18 protein-coding genes are annotated in these 21,813 nt (G+C 71.7%); 7 read left to right on the top strand and 11 right to left on the bottom strand.

The genetic code is table 11. The features are described from left to right. The 3 genes from ACEZDG_RS32040 to ACEZDG_RS32030 all read right to left on the bottom strand — a co-directional run. Window positions 1-1,671 (bottom strand): glycosyl hydrolase family 18 protein (locus ACEZDG_RS32040; RefSeq protein ID WP_380516533.1); only part of this gene is annotated, 1,671 nt, incomplete at its 3' end. A 118-nt stretch (window positions 1,672-1,789) separates the two neighbouring features. Further along, a complete protein-coding gene (locus ACEZDG_RS32035) occupies window positions 1,790-2,530 on the bottom strand; it encodes a tyrosine-protein phosphatase (RefSeq protein ID WP_380516531.1) in 741 nt (246 codons plus the stop codon). Beyond that, window positions 2,527-3,987 (bottom strand): MFS transporter, encoded by a 1,461-nt coding sequence (locus tag ACEZDG_RS32030; RefSeq protein ID WP_380516530.1) that lies wholly within the window; start codon window positions 3,985-3,987, stop codon window positions 2,527-2,529. Before ACEZDG_RS32030 ends, ACEZDG_RS32035 begins: the two co-directional genes overlap by 4 nt. 94 nt (window positions 3,988-4,081) lie before the next feature. Between ACEZDG_RS32030 and ACEZDG_RS32025 the strand changes: the two genes are divergently transcribed. After that, window positions 4,082-4,978, top strand: coding sequence for a LysR family transcriptional regulator (locus tag ACEZDG_RS32025; RefSeq protein ID WP_380516528.1), 897 nt, complete (start codon window positions 4,082-4,084; stop codon window positions 4,976-4,978). Here the strand turns inward: ACEZDG_RS32025 and ACEZDG_RS32020 are convergent. Continuing rightward, the gene (locus ACEZDG_RS32020; protein ID WP_380516525.1) at window positions 4,960-5,637 is read right to left on the bottom strand and encodes a DUF1707 SHOCT-like domain-containing protein; all 678 of its coding nucleotides are present in this window, start codon (window positions 5,635-5,637) and stop codon (window positions 4,960-4,962) included. The two genes, ACEZDG_RS32025 and ACEZDG_RS32020, sit on opposite strands and share 19 nt — an antisense overlap. Window positions 5,638-5,838: 201 nt before the next feature. On the opposite strand from ACEZDG_RS32020, the gene ACEZDG_RS32015 reads away from it, so the two are divergent. After that, a complete protein-coding gene (locus ACEZDG_RS32015) occupies window positions 5,839-7,272 on the top strand; it encodes a S53 family peptidase (protein WP_380516522.1) in 1,434 nt (477 codons plus the stop codon). Between the two features lie 69 nt (window positions 7,273-7,341). On the opposite strand, the gene ACEZDG_RS32010 is transcribed toward ACEZDG_RS32015, so the two are convergent. Then, window positions 7,342-8,244: a LysR family transcriptional regulator gene (locus ACEZDG_RS32010; RefSeq protein ID WP_380516519.1), complete on the bottom strand. Its 903-nt coding sequence runs from the start codon at window positions 8,242-8,244 to the stop codon at window positions 7,342-7,344. A gap of 154 nt (window positions 8,245-8,398) precedes the next feature. Between ACEZDG_RS32010 and ACEZDG_RS32005 the strand changes: the two genes are divergently transcribed. Further along, the gene (locus ACEZDG_RS32005; protein ID WP_380516516.1) at window positions 8,399-8,887 is read left to right on the top strand and encodes a hypothetical protein; all 489 of its coding nucleotides are present in this window, start codon (window positions 8,399-8,401) and stop codon (window positions 8,885-8,887) included. 186 nt (window positions 8,888-9,073) lie between these two features. After that, the gene (locus ACEZDG_RS32000; protein ID WP_380516513.1) at window positions 9,074-12,277 is read left to right on the top strand and encodes an ATP-binding protein; all 3,204 of its coding nucleotides are present in this window, start codon (window positions 9,074-9,076) and stop codon (window positions 12,275-12,277) included. On the opposite strand, the gene ACEZDG_RS31995 is transcribed toward ACEZDG_RS32000, so the two are convergent. Next, window positions 12,258-13,049 carry an ABC transporter permease gene (locus ACEZDG_RS31995; protein ID WP_380516510.1) on the bottom strand — a complete coding sequence of 264 codons (792 nt, stop codon included), beginning with the start codon at window positions 13,047-13,049 and terminating at the stop codon, window positions 12,258-12,260. The genes ACEZDG_RS32000 and ACEZDG_RS31995 overlap by 20 nt on opposite strands. Then, the gene (locus ACEZDG_RS31990) at window positions 13,046-14,077 is read right to left on the bottom strand and encodes an ATP-binding cassette domain-containing protein (protein WP_380516507.1); all 1,032 of its coding nucleotides are present in this window, start codon (window positions 14,075-14,077) and stop codon (window positions 13,046-13,048) included. Before ACEZDG_RS31990 ends, ACEZDG_RS31995 begins: the two co-directional genes overlap by 4 nt. A 381-nt stretch (window positions 14,078-14,458) precedes the next feature. Here ACEZDG_RS31990 and ACEZDG_RS31985 point away from each other — a divergent pair, with 381 nt between their 5' ends. Continuing rightward, the gene (locus ACEZDG_RS31985) at window positions 14,459-14,848 is read left to right on the top strand and encodes a nuclear transport factor 2 family protein (RefSeq protein WP_380516504.1); all 390 of its coding nucleotides are present in this window, start codon (window positions 14,459-14,461) and stop codon (window positions 14,846-14,848) included. Between the two features lie 209 nt (window positions 14,849-15,057). Then, entirely contained in the window at window positions 15,058-15,426 is a 369-nt protein-coding gene (locus tag ACEZDG_RS31980) for a hypothetical protein (protein ID WP_380516501.1), read from the top strand. Window positions 15,427-15,435: 9 nt separating this feature from the next. On the opposite strand, the gene ACEZDG_RS31975 is transcribed toward ACEZDG_RS31980, so the two are convergent. The 4 genes from ACEZDG_RS31975 to ACEZDG_RS31960 form a co-directional block, all read right to left on the bottom strand. Beyond that, window positions 15,436-15,876, bottom strand: a complete 441-nt coding sequence (locus tag ACEZDG_RS31975) for a hypothetical protein (RefSeq protein WP_380516499.1) — start codon at window positions 15,874-15,876, stop codon at window positions 15,436-15,438. 301 nt (window positions 15,877-16,177) lie between these two features. Next, the gene (locus tag ACEZDG_RS31970; protein WP_380516496.1) at window positions 16,178-18,190 is read right to left on the bottom strand and encodes a PE-PGRS family protein; all 2,013 of its coding nucleotides are present in this window, start codon (window positions 18,188-18,190) and stop codon (window positions 16,178-16,180) included. A 265-nt stretch (window positions 18,191-18,455) separates the two neighbouring features. Then, window positions 18,456-19,037: an HD domain-containing protein gene (locus ACEZDG_RS31965; RefSeq protein WP_380516494.1), complete on the bottom strand. Its 582-nt coding sequence runs from the start codon at window positions 19,035-19,037 to the stop codon at window positions 18,456-18,458. A gap of 19 nt (window positions 19,038-19,056) precedes the next feature. Next, window positions 19,057-20,190, bottom strand: a complete 1,134-nt coding sequence (locus tag ACEZDG_RS31960) for a helix-turn-helix domain-containing protein (protein WP_380516492.1) — start codon at window positions 20,188-20,190, stop codon at window positions 19,057-19,059. A gap of 422 nt (window positions 20,191-20,612) precedes the next feature. Between ACEZDG_RS31960 and ACEZDG_RS31955 the strand changes: the two genes are divergently transcribed. Further along, the gene (locus tag ACEZDG_RS31955) at window positions 20,613-21,698 is read left to right on the top strand and encodes a hypothetical protein (RefSeq protein ID WP_380516489.1); all 1,086 of its coding nucleotides are present in this window, start codon (window positions 20,613-20,615) and stop codon (window positions 21,696-21,698) included. The last annotated feature ends 115 nt before the right edge of the window (window positions 21,699-21,813 follow it).

Genomic DNA, 21,813 nt, shown 5'->3' with positions numbered 1-21,813 from the left:
GGTGACGGTGAGGTTGTAGGTCGCGGTGTGGCTGCCGGAGGCGGCCGTTCCCTTGACGGTGATGGGGTAGGTCCCGGCCGCGGCGGTGCTGGATGCGGTCAGGGTGAGGGTGGCGCTGCCGCCCGCGGTGACCGAGGTCGGGCTGACCGAGGCGGTCACTCCGGCCGGTGCGCCGCTGACGGTGAGGGCGACGGACTGCGCGCTGCCGGAGGTCACCGAGGTGCTGACGCTCGCGGTGGCGGAGGCGCCGGGAGCGATCGAGGCAGAGGCCGGGGCGACGGCGACCGAGAAGTCATTGGTCGGAACCGTGCCGCCGGTGACGGTGAGGTTGTAGGTCGCGGTGTGGCTGCCGGAGGCGGCCGTTCCCTTGACGGTGATGGGGTAGGTCCCGGCCGCGGCGGTGCTGGATGCGGTCAGGGTGAGGGTGGCGCTGCCGCCGGCGGTGACCGAGGTCGGGCTGACCGAGGCGGTCACCCCGGCCGGTGCGCCGCTGACGCTGAGGGCGACCGACTGCGCGCTGCCGGAGGTCACCGAGGTGCTGACGCTCGCGGTGGCGGAGGCGCCGGGGGCGATCGAGGCGGAACCCGGGGCGACGCCGACCGAGAAGTCATTGGTCGGGACGGTCGTCCCGCCGTTGAACGGAAGCAGCGCCTTGGTGAAGTCCCAGGTGCCCTGGGCGATCCCGGAGCAGCTGTCGGAACCGGCGGTGCCGCCCGGGCAGCCGCCGTTGTCCCGCTGCAGCGCCCAGAACGAGAGGGTGTTGATGCCCTTGGTGGCGGCCCAGGCCTCGACGTTCTTGGCGTCCGCGACGGTGGTGGTCTCGGCGGTGCCGAAGTCGTCCACGCCGGGCATCAGGGTGACGCCGATCATGGCCCAGCGCTGCGCGGCGGTCTTGCTCGGGTACAGCGTGGTGAGCTGGTTGTAGAGGCCGGTCGCGGCGTTCTCGGCGTCCGTGCCCATCTCGTGGCTGGCGCCGTCGTAGTAGTCGAAGGTCATCAGGTTGACCACGTCGACCCGGGCGTTGTTCGCCACCGCGTTCTGCAGCACCGCGAGGCCGCTGGAGGCGAGGCCGCTGGTGGTGGTCGGCAGGGTGTAGGAGAACTGGATGTTCCGCCCGTTGCTCGCGGCCCAGGCGTCGACCAGGGCGATCGCCTTGTTGCGGCGGTCGATCCCGGCGGTGTTGGTGAGCGAGTTGTCCTCGGTGTCGAGGTCGATCCGGGACACGTTGTAGGTGGTGATGACGCTCTCATACGCCGCGGCGATGGAGTTGACGTTGGTGCAGCTGTCGGCGATCTCGGTGCCGGTGTCGTCGGCCGTGTAGCCGCCGAAGGAGGGGATCACGTCCCCGCCCTTGGCCTGGATCGAGCTGATGTCGCTGCCGAAGTTCGCGGCGGCGATCGGCAGGCCGGTGTCGCCGTTCCAGAGCGCGGTGCAGGAGCCCTTGCTGGCGGTCTGGATGAACGCCATGGACAGGTACTTGTTGCCGGAGGAGGTGGCGAGCCCGGAAAGGCTGTCGCCGTTGTAGGCCTCGAAGTAGGGCGCGGACACATGGGCGGGCAGTGGGGTGGCCGCCGCGTGTGCCGTACCTGCCGTCCCCACCAGGGCCGATGCCGCGGCAGCGACGGTGGCCAGGGTGGCGAGCAGGGTGCGTTGCACGGTGGGTCGTCTCATCTGGGCTCTCCTGTGGGGGTGTTGACTGGTAGAGACGTCTGGTTGGACAGGCCAATCTTTGGACTAGACCAATTAATTGTCAACACTCTTTCCAGTTCTCCTCCGAGTCACCGTCCGGTCACTCGCTGAGCAGCCGATCCCGCAGCGCGCCGAGCAGAACCCCGTCCACGCCCAACCGCTCTGCGGCGTAGGCGCGGACGGAGCCGTGGGCGGCGGCGAGGTCGGCCAGGAACAGTTCCAGCACCACGCCGGGGGCCCGGCCGTAGCTCGGCCAGATCCGGTCGAGCTCCGGACGGTGCGCCCGGTGGTCGGCGCGCAACCGCTCGGTGGCCAGCTCGGTCAGGGCGAAGTCGGCGACGGCGTCCTCCTCGCTGACGCCCAGCAGGATCAGCACCAGGGCGGCCAGCAGTCCGGTGCGGTCCTTGCCGGAGGCGCAGTGGAACACCAGCGGGCCGCTGTCCTCGGCGGCGATGACGTCCAGGGCCTGCCGGATCTCCTCGACGCCGTCCTCGGCCACCTCGGCGTAGCGGTCGGCCAGATAGCGCCAGGGGTCGACGTCCGGGTCGATGGCGGCCTGGTCGTACATCCGGTGCTCGATGCTGAGGTTGTGGTAAGCCAGACCGTCCTGCTCGGGGACCCGGCCGCGCCGCTCGATCTCCCAGGGATAGCGGAGGTCGATCACGGTGCGGACGCCCAGCTCCAGGAACCGCCGGTGGTCCTCCGGCGCCCGGTGCAGCTTGCCGAGCGAGTCCGCCCGGTACAGCCGCCCCCAGCGGACGGTCCGGCCGTCGGCGGTCCGGTAGCCGCCCAGATCGCGGAAGTTGTGCAACTGCTCGAACGCGATGTGTCGTGTGTTCACCGAGCCACCGTAGACGAACCGGCCGGTTTCCCGCGCCCGCGGAGGATCATCACCGCCGGGACCAGGCAGACGGCGGACGGCAGGAGTTGGGCCCAGGCCAGGGCCGTCCCGCCGCCGCTCCGGCCGACCAGGGCGAAGGCCCCCACCGCGGCGACGCCGATCGTCCCGCCGGTCTGCCTGGCCGCGTTCAGCAGCCCGCTCGCGGCGCCGGCGGTCCCGGCGGGCGCCGTCGCGACCAGGGCGGTGACCAGCGCCGGAAGCGAGAAGGAGACCCCGAAGCCGCAGCAGACCAGGCCGACCGCGAGCAGCGGGTACGAGTCCCCGGCGAGCATCGCGGCACCGATCACCGCACTGCCGAGGGCGAGCAGTCCGAGCCCGCCCAGGACCGGCCGCCACGGCCCGACCCTGGCCACGATCCGCCCGGTCAGCAGCGGGTTGAACGCACAGGGCAGGGTCATCGGCAGGAAGGCCGCGCCGGTGGCGAAGGGGGTGAGCCGCATGCTCTGCTGGAGCACCAGCGGCAGCACGAAGACCAGCGCCATCATGGCGAAGGTGACCGCGGCCCCGGTCAGCAGCAGGGCCGGCATCCCCGGCGCCCGCAGCACCGACGGCGGCAGCACCGGCGCCGCGCTGCGCCGCTCCAGCCGGACGAACACCGCCGCCGCGGCCACCGTCCCGGCCGCCGACCACCCGGCGTGGACGTAACCGCCCGAGCCGAGCGCGATCAGCAGGTCCGTCAGCAGCCCCAGCGCCGCGCAGGCGGCGAGCTGCGCGGACCAGTCGACGGCGCGGGGTCCGCGCGGGCTGCGCAGGGTCCGGCCCGGACGTCCCAGGGTGCAGGCCAGGGTCAGCGCCGCCAGCGGGACGTTGACCAGGAACACCGCCCGCCACCCGGCCAGGTCCACCAGGAAGCCGCCGACCAGCGGCCCGGCCGCCAGCGCGCTGCCGCTGGTGGCGGCCCAGACGGCGACGGCGCGGGCGCGCTCGACCGGGTCCGGGTAGAGGCGGGTGATCAGCGACAGCGTGGCCGGTACGGCGGCTGCCGCGGCGGCCCCGAGCAGGACCCGCAGCAGCACCAGCGTCCACAGGTTCGGCGCGAGCGCGCTGAGCAGCGAGCCGAGACCGAACACGGCGATGCCGTACCGGAAGGCGCGGTGCGCGCCGTAGCGGTCGCTGACGGCGCCGCCGGAGAGCAGCAGGGCGCCGAGGGCGACGGTGTAGCCGGTGAAGGCCCACTGCAGCCCGGCCGTCGAGGTGCCCAGGGAGCGGGCCAGGTCGGGTTCGGCGACGGCGAGAACGGTGGTGTCCAGCAGCACCATGAAGTAGCCGAGGGAGATGCCGAACAGCGCCCGGCGGCGCCCGGCCGGGCGCTCGCCGCCTTCGCCGCGGCCGGAGCCGGTGGCGTCGGGGGAGTCGGGCGGCTGCGGTCGGGTGGCGGAGGTGCGGGCTGGAGTCATGGCCACACTGTGGGACCGGGGCTTCCGCCGCTCCACCGGCTGCGCCTGATACTGCGTTCGGAATTTCCGAACGCAGTATCAGGTTGGCCCGGTCATGGAACTCCGGCAGCTGCACACCTTCGAGGCCGTCGTCGCCCATCGCACGGTGACCGACGCCGCCGTCGCGCTGGGCCTCGCGCCGTCCTCGGTCTCCGAGCAGATCCGGTCCCTGGAACGGTCATTGGGGGTCGTGCTGTTCATCCGCGCGCCGCGCGGGATGCGGCTCACCGCGGCCGGGGAGCGGCTGCTCGGCTGGTCCCGGCGGCTTCTCGACCAGGCCCAGCAGGCCCGCGCCGAGGTCGCCGCCGCCCGTCCGCTGCTGCGGATCGGCGCGCTGGAGACCATGGCCGCGTCGCACGTCCCGGCGATCCTGGCCCGCCTCGCCGAGCGCCGGCCCGACCTGCGGGTGGAGATCCGTTCGGACGCCTCCCGCGACCAGCTCCTCGGCGCGGTGGCCGCGGGGGAGTTGGAGGCGGCGCTGCTGCTGGACCTGGGCGGCGGAGTCGGCGACCTGGGCTTCGCACTGCCCCCGGCACCGCCGTCCGGGGCGGCCTGGCTGGCGCATCTGGACCTGGAAGCCGTGCCGCTGGTGCTGGTGGCCGCGCCGAGCCACCCGCTGAACGGGGTGCCCGGGCTGCTGAAGGGACGGCTGCGCGGCGAGAAGCTGCTGGTCAACACGCCCGCCTGCTCATTCTGGATGGCCGGCGAGCGGATCCTCGGCCCGGATCTCGAACGGGTCCGCACCGGGGGAGTGGCGCTCACCCGGGCCTGCGTCGAGCAGGGCCTCGGCATCGCCCTGCTGCCCGAGTTCGCGGTACGCGCGGAACTGGCCTCCGGCAGCCTGGTCCGGCTGCAACTGCCGGTCTCGGACCTGCAGTTGCGGCTGGTCTGGCGGGCCGACCGGGAGACGGTCCCCGGCCTGCGCGAGATGCTCTACGCGGCCAGCGCCTGACGCCGGGCCGCGCGGCGTTCCCGCAGCCGGGCCCAGAAGCCCAGCTGGCGGTGCTGCTGGTCGCGGACCTGGACGCTGCTGCTGCGGGCGTCCCCGGAGAGCCGGATCCGCAGCAGGTCCGGGGCGCCGGGCTGCTGGCCGACCCGCTGCCGCACATTGCTGCCGTGGACGGCGAGCTCGTCCACCTCGACCACCACCCCGGCCGGAACCACCAGCCGCAGATTGGAGTGGCGCAGCGAGACCGCCAGGTCGAGCACGGGGTGGGTCACCGCGGCGGCGGTGAAGTCGAGGAGCACATTGGCGCCCTTCGCCTCCAGCTCGAGCCGCAGCGGCACGGCCCAGCGGCCGACCCGCTCCAGGTTGCTGTGGGACGCCGCCAGCCGGACCACCTCGGGCGCGGGCTCGGCCGGGACCGCGCGCGGCGGGCCCGAGGGTCCGGCCGAGGTCGGCAGATCCCGTACCAGGAGCGCCAGTTCGCCGTAGGTGCGGGCGGTGAGCGCCGTCTCCAGGCGTTCGTCCAGCTCCTCGGCGGTGAGCCTGCCGTCGCCGGCGGCCACCCGCAGCTGCTCCACCACCTCGTCGCGGTCCTCGTGCGAGGCGCGCAGGGCGTGCGGGTCACCGGGGTCGAGGGGGTCCGGAACCAAGTCTCGTCGCGACATATCGCGTATTGTAGCGGCTCCGTCAGGGCGGCACGAGGGGTCTGCCCGGCCCGGTGGACCGGCCCGGGCAGTCGGGCCGGCTGACACCCCGGTCCGTGGTGGAAGGTCACGATTCGGCATTTTCGCTGACATGCGCCGGTCACTGTCGGTGTCATGGGGAGCACAACCGTCGAGGACGGGTCCTCCCACGCAAGGAGTCCCATGTCACGCAATCCCACCACCCCGGGAGCACGACGACCGATACCCGAGGCACGTCCGGCACGCTCGCTGCGGAAGGCACGTACGGTCGTGGCGGCGCTGACGGCCGGGGCCACCGCCCTGGTCCTGGGCTCCGCCGCCGTCCCCGGCGGCAGCGCGGTCGCCGCCGCGGGCCCCGGCCACAGCACCGGCCGGGCGGACGTCCGTCCCGCCGTCGCCGGGCCGCGGCTGGCCCGGGTGCTGACCGCGCCGATCACCACCGCGGAGTGCCTCACCAAGTACGCGATCCACTGCTACTCACCGCTTCAGTACCGGACCGCCTACAACCTCGCCCCGCTCTACGCGCGCGGGATCACCGGGCGCGGTCGCACCATCGTGATCGTCGACTCCTACGGCTCGCCGACCATCCAGCACGACCTGCAGGTCTTCGACCAGCAGTGGGGCCTGCCGGACACCCAGGTCGACGTGGTCAAGGCCGGGAACGTGCCGCCGTTCGACCCCACCGACTCCGACATGACCGGCTGGGCCGGGGAGACCACCCTCGACGTGGAGTACGCGCACGCGATCGCCCCCGGCGCGAAGATCGTCCTGGTGGAGACCCCGGTCTCGGAGACCGAGGGCACCACCGGGCTGCCGGAGATGATGAAGGCCGAGCAGAACCTGATCAACCACGGCGTCGGCGACGTGATCTCGCAGAGCTTCGGCGCCACCGAGAACACCTTCCCCGGCTTCGCGCAGGGGCGGACCAGCTCGCTGACCAATCTGCGCTACGCCTTCAAGGACGCCTACGCGCACCACGTCACCGTCCTGGCCGCCTCGGGCGACAACGGTGCCACCGACGCCCAGTCCGACGGGTCCGACCTGTACCCGTACCGGGTCAACTCCTGGCCCTCCTCCGACCCGCTGGTCACCTCCGTGGGCGGCACCGAGCTGAACCTCGACCAGCAGGGGAACCGGCTGGCGCCGGACTCGGTCTGGAACGACGGGTACGGCGCGGGCGGCGGCGGGGTGTCCGCCGTGTTCGCCCGGCCCTGGTACCAGGACGGGGTGCGCAAGGTGGTCGGCGCGAAGCGCGGGACCCCCGACATCAGCATGAGCGCGGCCGTGGACGGCGCCGCCTGGACCTACCAGTCCTACGACCCCGCCCACGTCGGCTGGGGCCTGGTCGGCGGCACCAGTGAGGCGACGCCGATCTTCTCCGGCATCGTCGCCCTCGCCGACCAGAAGGCCGGCCACCGGCTCGGCCTGATCAACCCGGCCCTCTACGCCCTGGCCCATCTCCCGTCCCGGCTCAGCGGCGAGACGGACGTCACGACCGGCGACAACTCCTTTGCGGGAGTCACCGGTTACACCGCAGGGCGCGGCTACGACCTGGCCTCGGGCCTCGGCACGATCGACGGCACCGCCTTTGTGAAGGCCCTCGCCCTCACCGGCTGACAGCACGTCAGCACGCCCCGTCGGCCACGGTGTGGTCGGCGGGGCGTGTTCGGTTCGGGTGTGTTCGGTTCAGGGGGCGTCGTCGAACAGGTACATCGACGGGTCGAGGGCGGCCAGGAAAGGCTCCAGCAGGGCGTTGCGGCAGGTCGGCAGCCACACCGCGGAGACCTCGGCGATCCCCACCACCGGGTCGACCAGCAGGTAGTCCAGCCCCGGGTAGCGGTTCGCCATGCCCGCGCCCGAGAGCGAGACCACCCCCTCGCTGGCGACGGCGAGGGCGAGCGCCATCGGTTCGAGCACCTCGGCCACCACGTCAGGTTCGAACCCGGCCTGGTGGCACAGCTGGACACAGCGGTCGAAGACCAGGGGCTTGACCTGACGGCCGATCATCACGAAGCGCTCGTCCGCGAGATCGGCGAGGCGGACCCGTCCGGACCGTCCGGCCGGATGCCCCAGCGGCAGGATCGCGATCATCGGGTCGTCGAACAGCACCGTCCGCTCGATGCCGTCGAACGAGTCCTTGTGGGTGTGCCGGTGCAGCATGACGTCGATCTCGTCCCGCCGCAGCGCCGCGAGTTGGTCCCGGCCCCCGAGCTGGGTGACTGGCAGCTGGATGTCGGGCCGGTCGGCGCGGAGGGCGCGCATCGCCGGGAGCAGCATGTCGTAGAGCCCGCCCCAGGTGGTCCCGATCCGCAGCACCCCGGCCTGGCCGCTCGTGGTCGCCCGTACCGTCCGGTCGACGTCCTCCACGCAGCGGAGCAGGCGGTAGGCGCCGACCAGCATCTCGGACCCGGCCGGGGTGAGGCGCAGCGGCTGGGTCGAGCGGTCGAGCAGTTCGGCGTCGAGCCCGCGCTCCAGCAGTTTGATCTGCTGGCTGAGCGCGGGTTGGGAGACATGCAGCCGGCGGGCGGCGGTGGTGAAGTTCCGCTCCTCGGCGACGGCCACGAAGTAGCGCAGCAGGCGCAGGTCCACGTTTCCTCCCTCCCCATAAGCCCTGCCTATCCGGCAGGAAGTATCCGGTATTGGACGGTCGTCCGGCCTGGCCCAAAGCTGTGCACGGTAGTTGCAGAGCTCGTCGTACCGGAGGTCAGCCTTGTTGGGTCCGCTCAGTTTCCGCCGCACGGTAATGATCGCACTGGCCCTCGCGGGGGTGGCGGCCACGGCCACCACGGCCACCGCCCAGGCCTCCCCCACCGCGCCGCCGGTGTCGGTGGGCCTGGACGGATCGTTCGACTTCCACGCCTGCCCGGCCGGCACCCCCGCCGCCGACGCCTGTCTGACCGACCATGTGACCGGCACCCTCCCTGGCATCGGCGCTGTCACCAGCACCTTCGAGGTGCACATCGGCTACAGCCGGTTCGCCGCGGACGGCTGCGGCCCGATCGAGAAGCACGGGACGTTCACCGCGGCCGGCGGAAGCACCGTGCGGCTGGCGGCACACGGCCTCTACTGCAACGCCAGCTCCACCGCCTCGTACGCCTACACGGTCACCGGAGGCACCCGGGCGCTCGCCCACGCGTCCGGCCACGGCCAGTGGCTCGTCCCGGCACCAGCGACGTACTCCGACGGCCTCGGCACCGGCACGGAGTACCTGTACGGGACCCTCCACCGCTGACCACCCCCACCGCCCCACCCCGCACCCCGGCCACCCGGTCCGGCCCCCGCTCAGGCCGGACCGGGTTCCAGGAGATCGCGGCCCAGCGGTGAGGCCCTGGGAGGCGCACAGCAGTTGCTCCACCGCCGCGCTCACGGCGGTACCGGCCATGGGTTGGGCGGTCCGCCCGTTGGCTAGTCTGCACGGGTGACCACCGACCTGACCCTGCTGCCTCGTGTCGCCTACCGCGGACAGGAAGTCACCGCGCCCCGGCTCCGCGGCCTCCTCGCGCTGCTCGCGGGCGATGTGCGCGCGGGCTGCGGCACCGAGCGGCTGGTCGCGGGGCTGTGGCCGGACGAGTTGCCGGAGCGGCCCGGCAAGGCGCTGCAGGTCCTGGTGTCCAGGGCCCGGGCCCAGTTGGGCGCCGAGGTCATCGCCAGCACGCCGACCGGATACCGGCTCGCCCTCGCCGAGGAGCAGGTCGACAGCTCCGCCCTGCTGCTGCACGCCGCCGCGAGCGCGGACCGGGCCAGGGCCGGGGACCACGCGGGCTCGCTGGCCGAGGCCGAGGCCGGCCTCGCACTGTGGGAGGGCACCCCGGACGTGGCCGGCGGCGGCCACGACTACGACGCGGGCGACCCGGTGGCCGCCTTGCGCGGCGAGCGCGCCCCCGTCCGTGCCGCGCTGGCACGCGCGCGGGCGCTCGCGCTCGCCCGGCTCGGACGGCACACGGAGGCGGCCGGGCCGCTGGCCGCCGCCGCCGCGGAGCGTCCGCAGGACGAGGAGGTGCTCGCCGCACTGCTGCGCGGCGAGGCGGCGACGGCGGGCCCGTCCGCCGCGCTGACCCGGTACGAGGCGTACCGCCGTGAACTGCGCGACGGGCTCGGCACGGATCCCGGCGCCGGGCTCAAGGCCGTACAGCAGGAACTGCTGCGCGGCGAGGCGCCGGTGGCCAGGCACGGCGTGCCGCACGAGCCGAACCCGCTGCTCGGCCGGGACGAGGACATCGCGGCGGTGGAGCAACTGCTGTGCGCCTCCCGCACCGTCACCGTCGTCGGCCCCGGCGGCCTCGGCAAGACCCGGCTGGCGCACGCCGTCAGCCGCCGGGCCGAGCAGCGCGTGGTGTACTTCGTGCCGCTGGCCGGCGTCACCGCGGACCAGGACGTGGCCGCGGAGGTGGCCTCCGTGCTCGGCGCGGGCGAGGGGCGGTCCGGCGCCGTGGGCGGCCACGTCCCGGCCGACCCGGTGGCCGGCATCCTCGGCGCGCTCGGCGCCGGGTCCGCGCTGCTGGTGCTGGACAACTGCGAGCAGGTCGTCCGGGGCGCCGCCGACCTGGTGCGGGCCCTGGTCTCGTCCTCGAAGGAGCTGCGGGTGCTCGCCACCAGCCGGGCCCCGCTCGGGCTCACCTCGGAGGCGGTGTACACGCTGCCGGAACTCGGCCTCAGCACCTCGGTCGAGCTGTTCACCCAGCGGGCCCGGGCCGCCCGCCCCGGCGTGGAACTGCCCTCGGACGCGCTGGCCGAGCTGTGCCGCCACCTCGACGGGCTGCCGCTCGCCGTCGAGTTGGCCGCGGCGCGGGTCCGGGTGCTCTCGGTGCCGGAGATCGCCCGCCGCCTCGGCGACCGGTTCGCACTGCTGCGCGGTGGGGCGCGGGACGCGCCGGAACGCCACCGCACGCTGCACGCGGTGGTGGAGTGGAGCTGGAACCTGCTCGCCGAGGACGCCAGGGCGGCGCTGCGCACCCTGTCCGTCTTCCCCGGCGGCTTCTCCGGCGAAGCCGCGGAGCAGGTGCTCGGCGGGGACGCGCTGCTCCTGCTGGAGCAGTTGGCCGACCAGTCGCTGCTCACCGTCGCCGACACCCCGGTCGGCGTACGGTTCCGGATGCTGGAGACCGTACGGGAGTTCAGCGCGGCCCGGCGCGCGGAGGCGGGTGCGGACGGGGTGGCTGCGGCGGGTGGGGCGGCCGCGGCAGGTGGAGAACATGAGGCCGTGGGCCGGTTCCTCGCCTGGGCACGGGACTTCGGGGTCGCATACCACGACGTGCTCTTCGGCCCGGAACGGGGGACGGCCTGGGAACGGATCAGGGCGGAGCAGGACAACCTGGTGCAGGCCCTGCGGTACGCCATGGCCCGGACCGACGGCCCGGCCACCGCCGCGGTCACGGCGGTCCTCGCCGCCCTGTGGTCCACCGAGTCCAACTACCCCCGCCTCGCCGCCCTGGCCGCGGACACCGCGCCGCCGCTCTCGCACTACCACCCCGCACCGGAGTACGTCGAAGTCGCCCGCGCCGCAGCGGTGTTGGGCATGACGACGGTGTTCATGGGCCCCGGCCCGCGCGCCGTACGGCAACTCGTCACCCTCCGGCGGCTGCCGCCGGCCCCGCCGGACACCCTGCTGCGCGCGCTCGCGGCGGTGCTGAGCGCGGTCCCCGGGATGCTGCCGCCCGACTACGACGTGCTGCGGGGGTTGTGCGCCAGCGAGCAGCCGCTGGTGGCCGGCCTCGCCGAGTGCATCGCTTGCTACGTATGGGAGTTCGAGCACGACATCGACCGCGCACTGGCCTCGGCCCGGCGGATGGTCGCCGGGCTGGCACCGGTCGACAACCCGTCCGTGCAGCTGATGGCACACTCCCGGCTGAGCGAGCTGTGCCTGCGTACGGGCCAGGGTGAGGAGGCGTACGAGCACCTCAAGGTCTCGCTCACGGTGCTGCCCGGGCTCGGCGACGGGCACGACTACATCGGCATCCGCACCCTCCTCGTCCTCGCCTGCCTGCAGCGCGGCCAACCCGACGAGGCCGAGTACTGGCTGCGGCAGGCGGAGAGCGACAAGGCCCCGCAGCAGGACGGCGACTTCTACCGTCCCGACCTCTGCGGGCGGGCCGAGATCGCGCTGGCCCGCGGACTGACCGAGGTCGGGCTCGGCCTGTGGCGCAGCGCGGTGGAGCGGATGCTCGCGGCCGGTTCCATCCACAGCGACGACTCCCGGCTCGACCCCTGGGCGCTGCAGATCCAGTCGGCGATGGTGACGGCGCACGCGCATGCCGGCCGGCTCGAACTCGTCGCTGAGCCGGTCGCCCGGCTGCGGCAGCGGCTGCGGATGCTGCTCTCCGGCCCGTCCCGGTCGCCCGCGGAACTCCCGCTGCTCGGGACGATGCTGCACGCTCTGGGCCTGGCAGCCCTCGCGTCCGGCGAAGCCGGGCCCGGCGCCGTGCGGATGATCGCGCTGGCCGAACGGCTGCGGGTGCTGCGGGAGTTCCAGCCGACGATGTCGCAGGCCCGGGCCCGTCGCGCGGCCGAGGACGCCGACAGGGCGGCGTACGCCGACGCCGTGTCGGAGTACGCCGCCCTGGGGCGGGACGAGTTGCGGGAGGCAGCCCGCGCTGTCATGCCGGTTACTTCGGGTCGCGGTTGAACGAGGCCATCGACCAGCGGTAGCCGAGCGCGGTCAGGCCGACGCACCAGACGACCGCGATCCACCAGTTGTCGCCGATCCCGGTGCCGAGCAGCAGGCCGCGCAGGGTCTCGATGGCCGGGGTGAACGGCTGGTACTGGGCGATCGGCTGGAACCAGCCGGGCATGGTGTCGGCCGGGATGAAGGCGCTGGAGATGAGCGGCAGCAGGATCAGCGGCTGTGCGCTGTTGCTGGCCGCCTCGGCGTTCGGGCTGGCCATGCCCATCCCGACCGCGATCCAGGTGAGCGCCAGGGCGAACAGGACGAGCAGTCCGAAGGCGGCCAGCCACTCCAGGGGTGTGGCGTCCTTGGAGCGGAAGCCGATGGCCACGGCGACGGCGCCGACCAGGACCACGCTGGCGACGCACTGCAGCACGCTGCCGACGACGTGCCCGACGAGCACCGAGCCGCGGTGGATCGCCATGGTGCGGAAGCGGGCGATGATGCCCTCGTTCATGTCGGTGGCCACGGAGACCGCGGTGCCGATCACGGTGCCGCCGATGGTCATCATCAGGATGCCGGGGACGATGTAGGCGATGTAGTCGGAGCGGCTCGCGTGGCCGCCGCCGATGCCCGCGCTCATCACGTCGCCGAAGATGTAGACGAAGAGCAGCAGCAGCATGATCGGCGTGAGCAGCAGGTTCAGGGTCAGGGACGGGTAGCGCCGCGCATGCAGCAGGTTGCGGCGGAGCATGGTGTTCGAGTCGCGGACGGCGAGGGCCAGGGTGCTCATCGGGCGTTCTCCTTGGACTGGGTGGGGACGTTGGCGTTGTTGGTGGTGTTTGCGGTGCCGGCGGTGCTGCTGGTCGTGTCGGTGTCGCCGGTGAGGGCGAAGAACACGTCGTCGAGGTCGGGGGTGTGCACGGTCAGCTCGTCCGCCTCGATGCCGGCCGTGTCCAACCAGTCGAGGATGGAGCGCAGTTCGCGCTGGCTGCCGCCGCTGGGGATCTGCAGCGTCAGCGCCTCGTCGTCCCCGGTGGCCTCGCGCAGGGCGGTGGCGGCGCCCTGGTATGCGGCCGGGTCGGTGAAGCGGAGCCGGACGTGGCCGCCCGGGATGAGCCGCTTCAACTCCTCGGCGGTGCCCTCGGCGGCGATCCTGCCGTTGCTCAGAACCGCGATGCGGTCGGCGAGTTCATCGGCCTCCTCCAGGTACTGGGTGGTGAGGAAGACGGTGACGCCGCCGGTGACCAGGTCGCGGATGATCTGCCACATGGTGTGCCGGGCGCGCGGGTCCAGGCCGGTGGTGGGTTCGTCGAGGAAGATGATCCGCGGGCTGCCGACCAGCGTCATGGCGATGTCCAGGCGGCGCTTCATACCGCCGGAGTAGGTGGAGGCGGGCTTCTTCGCGGCCTCGGTGAGGTCGAAGCGCTCCAGCAGCTCGGCGGCGGTGCGGCGGCCCTCGCTGCGGGAGAGGTGGTGCAGGTCGGCCATGAGCAGCATGTTCTCCTCGCCGGTGATCAGGCCGTCGACGGCGGAGAACTGCCCGGTGACCCCGATCGCGGCCCGCACCGCCTGCGGGTCGGCGGCCAGGTCGTACCCGCCGACCCGCAGCTCGCCGGCGTCGGCGCTGATCAGGGTGGACAGGATCTTGACCGCGGTGGTCTTGCCGGCCCCGTTCGGGCCGAGCAGGGAGAAGACCGTGCCGGCCGGAACCGCCAGGTCGATACCGTCGAGGACCGTCTTGTCCCCGTAGGACTTGCGCAGTCCCCGGGCCGCGATGGCGAGTGAGTGCGATGTCTTGGGCGTTGTCGTTGTCGTCATGCGGCAGAGCCTGCGGCAGGCCGCATTCAACCCGGTTTCACCGCGGTTTCAGCCACAGCGGCCGCTGGACTGCCGGCCCCGGGCCGGGGCCCGTCCGGGTGACTCGGGACTTTGGTCGGTTGCCCCGCTGGCCGGCACTTCGTAGCCTGGACGGTGCGACGGGACATCACCGCCCGATGGTGGCAGATCCCGCCGTACGCCCCAGCTTTCGAGAGCTTTCGAGGGCTTTCGAGGGGCGTCAAGAGAAAGTACGAGCAGCGTCGGCTTTGCCTGCCCAGGCAGCCGCTACGACGCGTGGGCACACCCCCTGTCCGTGGGGTTCCCGGCTGCTTTCTCCGTACGAGTCACCCGGGAGCCCCGATCCTCCCGAAAGGTGATCTCATGACCGACCTCGAGCGCAACAAGCAGATCGTCGTCGACTACTACCGGACCGCGTTCGGCGGCAACCCCGAGAAGGCGGTCGCCGACCACTTCGGCCCGCGCTACGTGCAGCACAACCCGGACGCCCAGGACGGCCCGGAGGCGTTCATCGGCTTCGTGGGCTGGCTGCGCGGCGAGTACCCGGACGTGCAGCTCCACATCAAGCGGGTCATCGCCGAGGGCGACCTGGTCGTCACCCACTCCCACCTGGACCTGGAGCCCGGCAACCCGGACAACCCCGGCCGGGCCCTGGCGGACTACTTCCGCCTGGAGAACGGGAAGGTCGTCGAGCACTGGGACGTGATCCAGGACGTCCCCAAGCAGGCGGCCAACAGCAACGGCATGTTCTGACGACCGTCGCCAGCGTCGCCACCGGCGGGGGCATAGGGTCCCGGTCCGCGCGGGGCCGGCGAGAATCCGTTGCTCATTGTCAATCCGGCCGCTGGGAGTCAGGGGCTCCGGGTTCTTAGGGTTCGTTGACGGCGGTGCCCCTGCTCAGGGGCACCGCCGTCACGCTCCGCCCTGCACCGCTCGAACCCGTGAGAAGGCGTACCGACCCGATGGCCAGGTTCGTCCTCGCGCTCCACGTCCTGGCGGCCATCGTCGCCATCGGCCCGGTGACCGTCGCGGCCAGCATGTTCCCCGCGACCGCTCGCCGAGCCGCCGCAGACCCGGACGGCGACGCCCCCGCGCACCTGCGGGTCCTGTACCCGATCTGCCGCGGCTACGCCCAAGTCGCCATCGTCGCACCGGTGTTCGGCTTCGCGACCACCGGACCGGTGCACGGCTTCGCCTGGCTCTACGGCGTCATCGCCACCTGGCGCGACCCCCGCTCCACCCGCCGCCGAGCCCGAGCGGCCGCCGCCGAGCCCGCCGCCGCCGAGCCCGCCGCCGCCGACACCCGGGCTCGCGTGCGGGACTGGGTCTGAGCTCCCGGGTCAGGAATCCGCCCCCGCGTGCAGGCGCTGCCACGTCTCCTGCGGGTCGGCGTCGCAGAGGTAGTGGAAGTAGAACGCCGCGTTCCCGTCCGTATCCGCCAGATCGGCCAGCGAGAGGTCCGGAGCGACCAGGAGCCTCGCCTCCCCGTACTGGCGTGGCCGCCGGTCGATGACAGCGAGTGCGACGGCATTGTCCGGCATGCCTCCGTAGGGCTTCTCGACGCCCGAGCCGCCGTACAGCGCCCAGGTCACCCTTCCCGCCACGGAGGCCAGGCTGTAGCGGTCGGGGCCGCGGGTGACGATGGCGTCGACGACCTCGCCGACAGTGACGTCCCCACGCATGACCCGCGTCTCACGGATCATGTGGAACGGCGGGTACTCCTCGTCCCCCGCATGGACCCTGTCACGGTCGATGTGCAGCCTGATGTCGTTCGCCGTCACCGGATGGCTCCGTTCAAGGTCTCGCCCGGACAACTCCCCCCGGCGACAAAGCTAGTCGCTAGTCGCCGCAGACCAACGAGCCGCCGCCGGGAGGCTGCCTCGCCCCCCGGGGGGCGTCCAAGTGACCTGCCGACCGGAGCGGCGAGGTAGCGCAGGGGAATCAGTAGATGCCGAGTCAGGGTTCAAGTACTCCCTGACTTCAGCCTGATCTGAATGCCGAAGCTGCCGAGGCAGGTGGAGCGGTTGGCCCACCATTCCAGTACTGCACTGCCCTCGTAGCTCTCCATACCGGAAGTCTCGCTCACCCAGCCACCTGTGCCCTGTCCAGGAGGTCCAGGAGGTGATGCATGACGGTTTCGGAGACAGCGGGATTGGCTGCGGCGCCGACTGCGGTCGCCGGGTCGCGGAGCACGGCGGTCAGGACGCGGGTGGGCAGGCGTGGGTCGGCGGCTGCTTCGTCCCGTATGCCGTGGCCGGGGTCGTCGAGCAAGCGGATCACGGATGCCGGGGACAGGCGTGGATCGCGCAGGGCGCTCCAGCGGACACCTGAGTCCGGGTCCCGACTGAACCGTTCCACCAGCTCGACGGTTGACTCCGGGTCAAGGAGGGCGAGTCGGCGCAGGCAGGGATTGGGATCGTCCGCGTAGCGCAGCGCACCCTGCCGGGGGAAGTTGGGGTGCTCGATCATCCGTGCGGCCGAGTAGCCGTTCCAGCTCTGCAGCATCTCCAGCAGCACGTCGGCCGGCGCCTGGTCACAGTGCTCGGCCAGGAACAGCCGGACGACCCAGTCCTCGTCGTGCGCCAGCCGGTCGACGACATCGGGTGGCAGGTTCTTCGCACACGCGGCGCTGCGGCGCAGCATCACGTGCGCGGAGGCGGCGCAGCGGCGCATGGCCTCCTCGTCGTCCTCCAGTTCCCGGACCCACGGGAGTGGGTTGCAGCGGGCGCGGGGGTCGAACTCGACGGCTGTGCGGGAGCGTTCCGCCTCGGTGAGGTCCGGACGGACAGAGACCAGCCAGCGCACGTTTGGCTCGGCATCCTGGCCCAGCAGGGCCACCAGGTCGGTGTCCAGGTTTGTGTTCTGCGCGGTGGCGCCGCGCAGTGCGGTCTCGGTGCCGCGGACCAGGTCCTCGGCCAGTTCACGGGTGAGCACGCAGGTACGGGCCGCGCGTTCGCGGTGTCTGTCGTCAGGGAGCGCAGCGAAGTCTGCCGCCGACAGAGGTGCGGAGCAGTGGTGCCGCAGGACGGCTTCGGCTCGCACGTCGGTGTCGGGGTCCGCGAGGAGGGCAGCCTGGGTGGAGGGGGTCAGCTGGGCCCAGGCCCGTGGGACGGCCGCCCTGCGCACCTTGGCGTCCGGGTCGACGGCGAGCGTGACGAGATGCCGCACCGGCAGGTCGGGATGCAGGGCCAGCTCGGCGCGCACCCGCGGACTGGGATCGGCGGCGAGCTGGGCGTACGTCGCGTCGGTGAGCGCTGATCGGCCCTCCACGGCGCAGGTCAGGAAAATCCACCGATGATTGGGCGAGGGATCGCGGAAGAGCGCGGCGCGCTGTTCGGCGTTGAGCGCCCATCGCTCCGCCAGCCCCTTGCGTACTCGCCACTCGGGGTGTGCGACCCAGGCCCCGACCACCTCCTCCGGGAGTTCCCGGTGGATCAGCCAGGACGGAAGCCGCTCCTCGGGAGCGACGTCGAAAAGACGGAGCAGCACGGACGAGGGGGCAGCCGGGTTCCTGGCCAGCCCGTTGCGCCAAGCGCTGCGCAGCCCTGCCGAGGCGGTCTTCCAGCGCATGACGGTACGCCAGTCGGCTGCGCGCTCCTCCGTGCTCTCCGCAGCCCGTGCCTGCGCCGAGGCCTCCAACCAGTCGGTGAACGGGGCGACGGCGACGAACCACACCGCGTACTCCTCGGTGGTGGTCCCAAGGACGCTCTCCCCGTCCAGGGACATGGCCACGCATTCCGGTTGTCCCGGCTTCGGACCGAGCAGGCCGGCCAGATCCCAGTGCTCTGCCAGCCGGACCCTGGTCCAGTGCCCGTGTTCGCAACAGCAGTTGCCCTGGTTGGCAACGCTGATCAGGAACTCCCCGTCCATGTTGATCACATCGTGCTCGACAGCGAGTCGGTGCCACTGCCGGTTCAACTCGGCGACCAGGTCGGGATGGTTGTCCGGCACCGCGAGCGTGGGCTCGGTGCTCCCCGCGATCACGGGCCGCCAGGCAGCCGCTGTGGGCCTCGCTTCGGCAACCCCTCCGCGTCCGACCACCTGCAATCCAGCGCGCTCCAGGAGTTCGGTCAGCGAACTTCTCGCGCCCGTCATGACGGCCATCCTTCGCTACGGTCCGAGGTGTGGGCTTGGAGTGACATTCTCGCTCTATGAATCGACCCAGTGCCTTCGAGGTCTTCGCTGCGCACACCGAAGGAATGGCCGAGAAAATCCGATGACGCCCGAAATGCCGTGATTGATTTGGAAGTCCGGTCGAACGGTCTGCCAAGGGGCGAGGTCGGGAGGTGCATCCAGACGCCATGGGGCAGGCCCGCCTGACGCGGAGGGGGCGGCGTGAGGGCCGGCGCAGGCTGACTGGCTAGCGGAGGTAGGTGCGCTGCCATTCAGCGATCGGCATGTTCAGTGCCGCCTCGGCGAGATTCTGTGCGGCGGTGGTCTTGAGCTTCGCTTTCGTGGAGTCCACCCACTCTTGAGCGGCCGGGTAGCCCTGCTGAAGGTATTCGATTCCTTGGATCGTACATTCCAGTTTGTCTGCGTCGTGGGCGATCAGGACTTCTAGGCTGTCGCCGTTTTCGTACTCGTCGATCAGGGCTTTGAGCCCGTCCGCGACGGCCGGGTGCGCGTCGGCTACCTGGTCGGCGGAGATGGCCTCGTTGGTCGCAGCGGTGAGGTAGCGGCGACCGATCCAGGGGATGTCGCCGACGCGGGTCTCCTGGGTGTCGTGGAAGGTGCACAGCAGGGCTACCTTCGCCGGGTCGGCGCCCTCCATGAGCGCGAGCACTGAGCCGATGATGGCTGTGCGCCAGGAGTGTTCCGCGATGGTCTCGGGGTCCTTGACCCCCGCGATCCACCAGCCGCTGCGCTTGGCGCGCTTGAGCATGCCCATCTCCAGCAAGAAGCCTGCAGTTCCGGTGTCCTCAGGGCTGTGCTGGTCGGTCATGCCGTGTCCTTTCCAGAGATCACATGCCGTGCAGTTTCAGACCGTAGTGGACTGATTCGAGCTCAGCACGTGATTGTCGGGAGACGACGTCGCTGTCGAGAAGGACGCCGACGCGCTGGTTCAGTTCGTTGTTCAGGCGCGGGTCGGCCGCGAGCAGTCCCTGCCGGGCAGTGAGCAGTGCCCATACCGAGTGCACGTTGAGGTCGATGCAGCCCAAGCTGGGCGCGAGACGGTTGGTCAGGCGACGCAGAAGTGCCAGGCCGTCCCAGGAGCCAGCCGGGCGGGTGATCATGAATGTGTCATCAGCCTGCGGGACGCGGTCCAGGGAGAGCCAGTACGCCCAGTAGTTCAGGTTGGCCTGCTCACCGAGATCGCCCATGCCTTCGGCGATGAATGCGTTGATGGCGTCTGTATCGCCGTGACGGGTGAGGGAGGCAGCGACGGAGCGTTGGTCCGCCCAGTACGGGCTCCAGCGGCCACGTCTCGGTGGCGGGAGTTGCCGCCGCATCTCGGCCAACCATGCCCCGGTGTCGGGCGCGTCGTCGTAGGAGCACAGATACAGGGCCTGCCTGCGCAGCAGTGCGCCCTGTTCTCCGGCATGGTGCGCCAGCTCAGCAGCGCGGCGCATGTGCGCGAAGAAGGTGCGGCGTTCGGGGGAGCCGAGCAGTGGCGAGTCGGCGACCGGACCCCGGCGGCGGGTTGGTGTTGAAGCGTTCGGGATGGCCGCCGGGGTGATGCCATTGAGCGCCCAGGCAAGCATGTGAGTGGTGTCGCGGGTGATGACCCAGCTGAAGAGTGGGTGGCCACGTATGTCGGCGGCGGGGGGACCGGCCAGTGTGTGGGAGAGCACGGCGTCGGCGTCGAGGGCGTCGTCCAGGAGCACTAAGAGGGTGGGGTCTGCGCCGAGGCGCAGCAGTGTTCGGCGGACCTCGCGGAGCTTGCCGGTCTGCGTTGCGGTCAGCGGCCGGCGCCCTGATTCCCAGCCCTGGACGCTGGTCGCGTCCATACGGAGGTCTTCGGCGAGTTGTACTTGCGTACGCCCGGTGCGTTCGCGGGTGACCTTGAGCAGATGTCCGGATACAACGCCCTCTCGGGCACGTGCCTGACTGGAGGTCAGTGATGAGGCGGAATCCTTCGGCACCTGAACTGGCATGTCCTTCTCCCCGAGGCCGTCACCAATGCCGTTACTCGTACCCGTAGTCAGTCCAGCGGGCACCGTCGCGCGCGTAGCGTTTCGAGGACCAGGCGCGCACAGCCTGAAACTGAGAGTAGCCCTTGGGTTCGGGGGAGTTGGACGAGCGGGCTGAGGTCCACGGTCAGCTCCCCGCCCCACAGGCCCCGCCCGATTTCCTCGGGCGGTAGCAAGAACGGCAGCCCCCGGACACCGCTCCCCGCGGCGGGGGCTGCCACCACCTCTCGCTTCACCACCTGGTCCACGAGGAAGGAGTACGCCATGGGCGACGACAACAAGGGCGGCGACAAGGGCAAGGGCGGCGGCCACTCCGGGAAACCGGACACGGCCCCGCAGGACGGGCACCGTGAGAAGCCGCCGAACCTGCCGGGGAAGAAGTAGCAGTGAACGACGACTACTTTGACACGATCCTCGCCATGGAGCAGCGCCGGGAACTGAGCCATGAGTGGGTGTCGGTATTCGGGAAGGTGCCACGGCGCCTGTTCGTCCCGGACACCGTCTGGGTGGGCGACGAGGTAGAGGGCTTCGAGCGCACCGATCGCCGGGAGGATCCGGAGCGCTGGGCCAACCTGGTCGACGCGGACACGCCGCTGGTCACCCAGCTCTCACCGGACGGCGCCCCGACGTCGTCCAGCTCGATGCCGCTGGTGGTCGCCGAGATGTTCAATCACCTGGACGTCATCCCGGGCCAACGAGCACTGAACCTGGGCACGGGCACCGGCTGGACGGCCGGCCTGCTCGCCCAGTACCTGGGCAGCGACAACGTCGTCACCGTCGAGGTCGACCAGGACGTCGCCCGGCAAGCGGACGATCTGCTCAAGGCGGCTCGCCTGCATCCGCTCAGTGTCGTCGGCGACGCCGCCGCCGGGTACCCGCAGGGCGCGCCGTTCCAGCGCACACTGGCGACTTTCGCGGTCCGTGATGTGCCGTTCGTGTGGGTGCAGCAGACGGACGGTGTGATCGTCACCCCGTGGGGCAACGGCATGTCCAACAACGCCCTGCTGCGCTTGGAGTCCGACGGCCGGGTCGCGGTGGGCCCGGTCGTGGACACCGCCTCATTCATGTGGATGCGGGCGCAGACCCCCCGGCCGCGTATCTACGGCGAGGACGGGGCGGTCACCGACCTGGACATGGATCCGCGCGAGGTCTTCGCGGACTCCGACCGACTGTTCGCGATCGGCCTGCGGGTGCCGGGATGCCGGTACTCAGTCGGATGGGGCGAGGGCGACCAGGCGCAGGAGTGCACGCTGTGGCTCTCCGACGGCGCGGGCTCGTGGGCCCGCGCGGAGTACGCCCCCGGGGCGACGCCGTGGGCCGTGCAAGCGGGCCCCCGGCAACTCTGGGACGAGGTACGGGCCGCCTTCGAATGGTGGCAGCACATGGGATCACCAAGGCTCAAGCAGTTCGGCCTGACCGTCACCGCCGACGGCCAGTCCGCTTGGGTCGGCGACCCGGGCAACCTCATTTAGTGCCCTGCCCTCCTGTCCAGGGGAGGAGGGCAGCTCCTGCTCCGCACTCTCCGCCGGTGAGGGAGCGGACCTGCGCTCCGCTCCGGTGGGCCAGGCTGAGGGAAAGGCTCCGGCA

Source organism: Streptacidiphilus alkalitolerans (genome assembly GCF_042511045.1).
Classification (GTDB): Bacteria; Actinomycetota; Actinomycetes; order Streptomycetales; family Streptomycetaceae; genus Streptacidiphilus; species Streptacidiphilus alkalitolerans.
The sequence above is the reverse complement of the archived record's forward strand: the minus strand, read 5'-3'. Positions and strand labels throughout refer to the sequence as shown.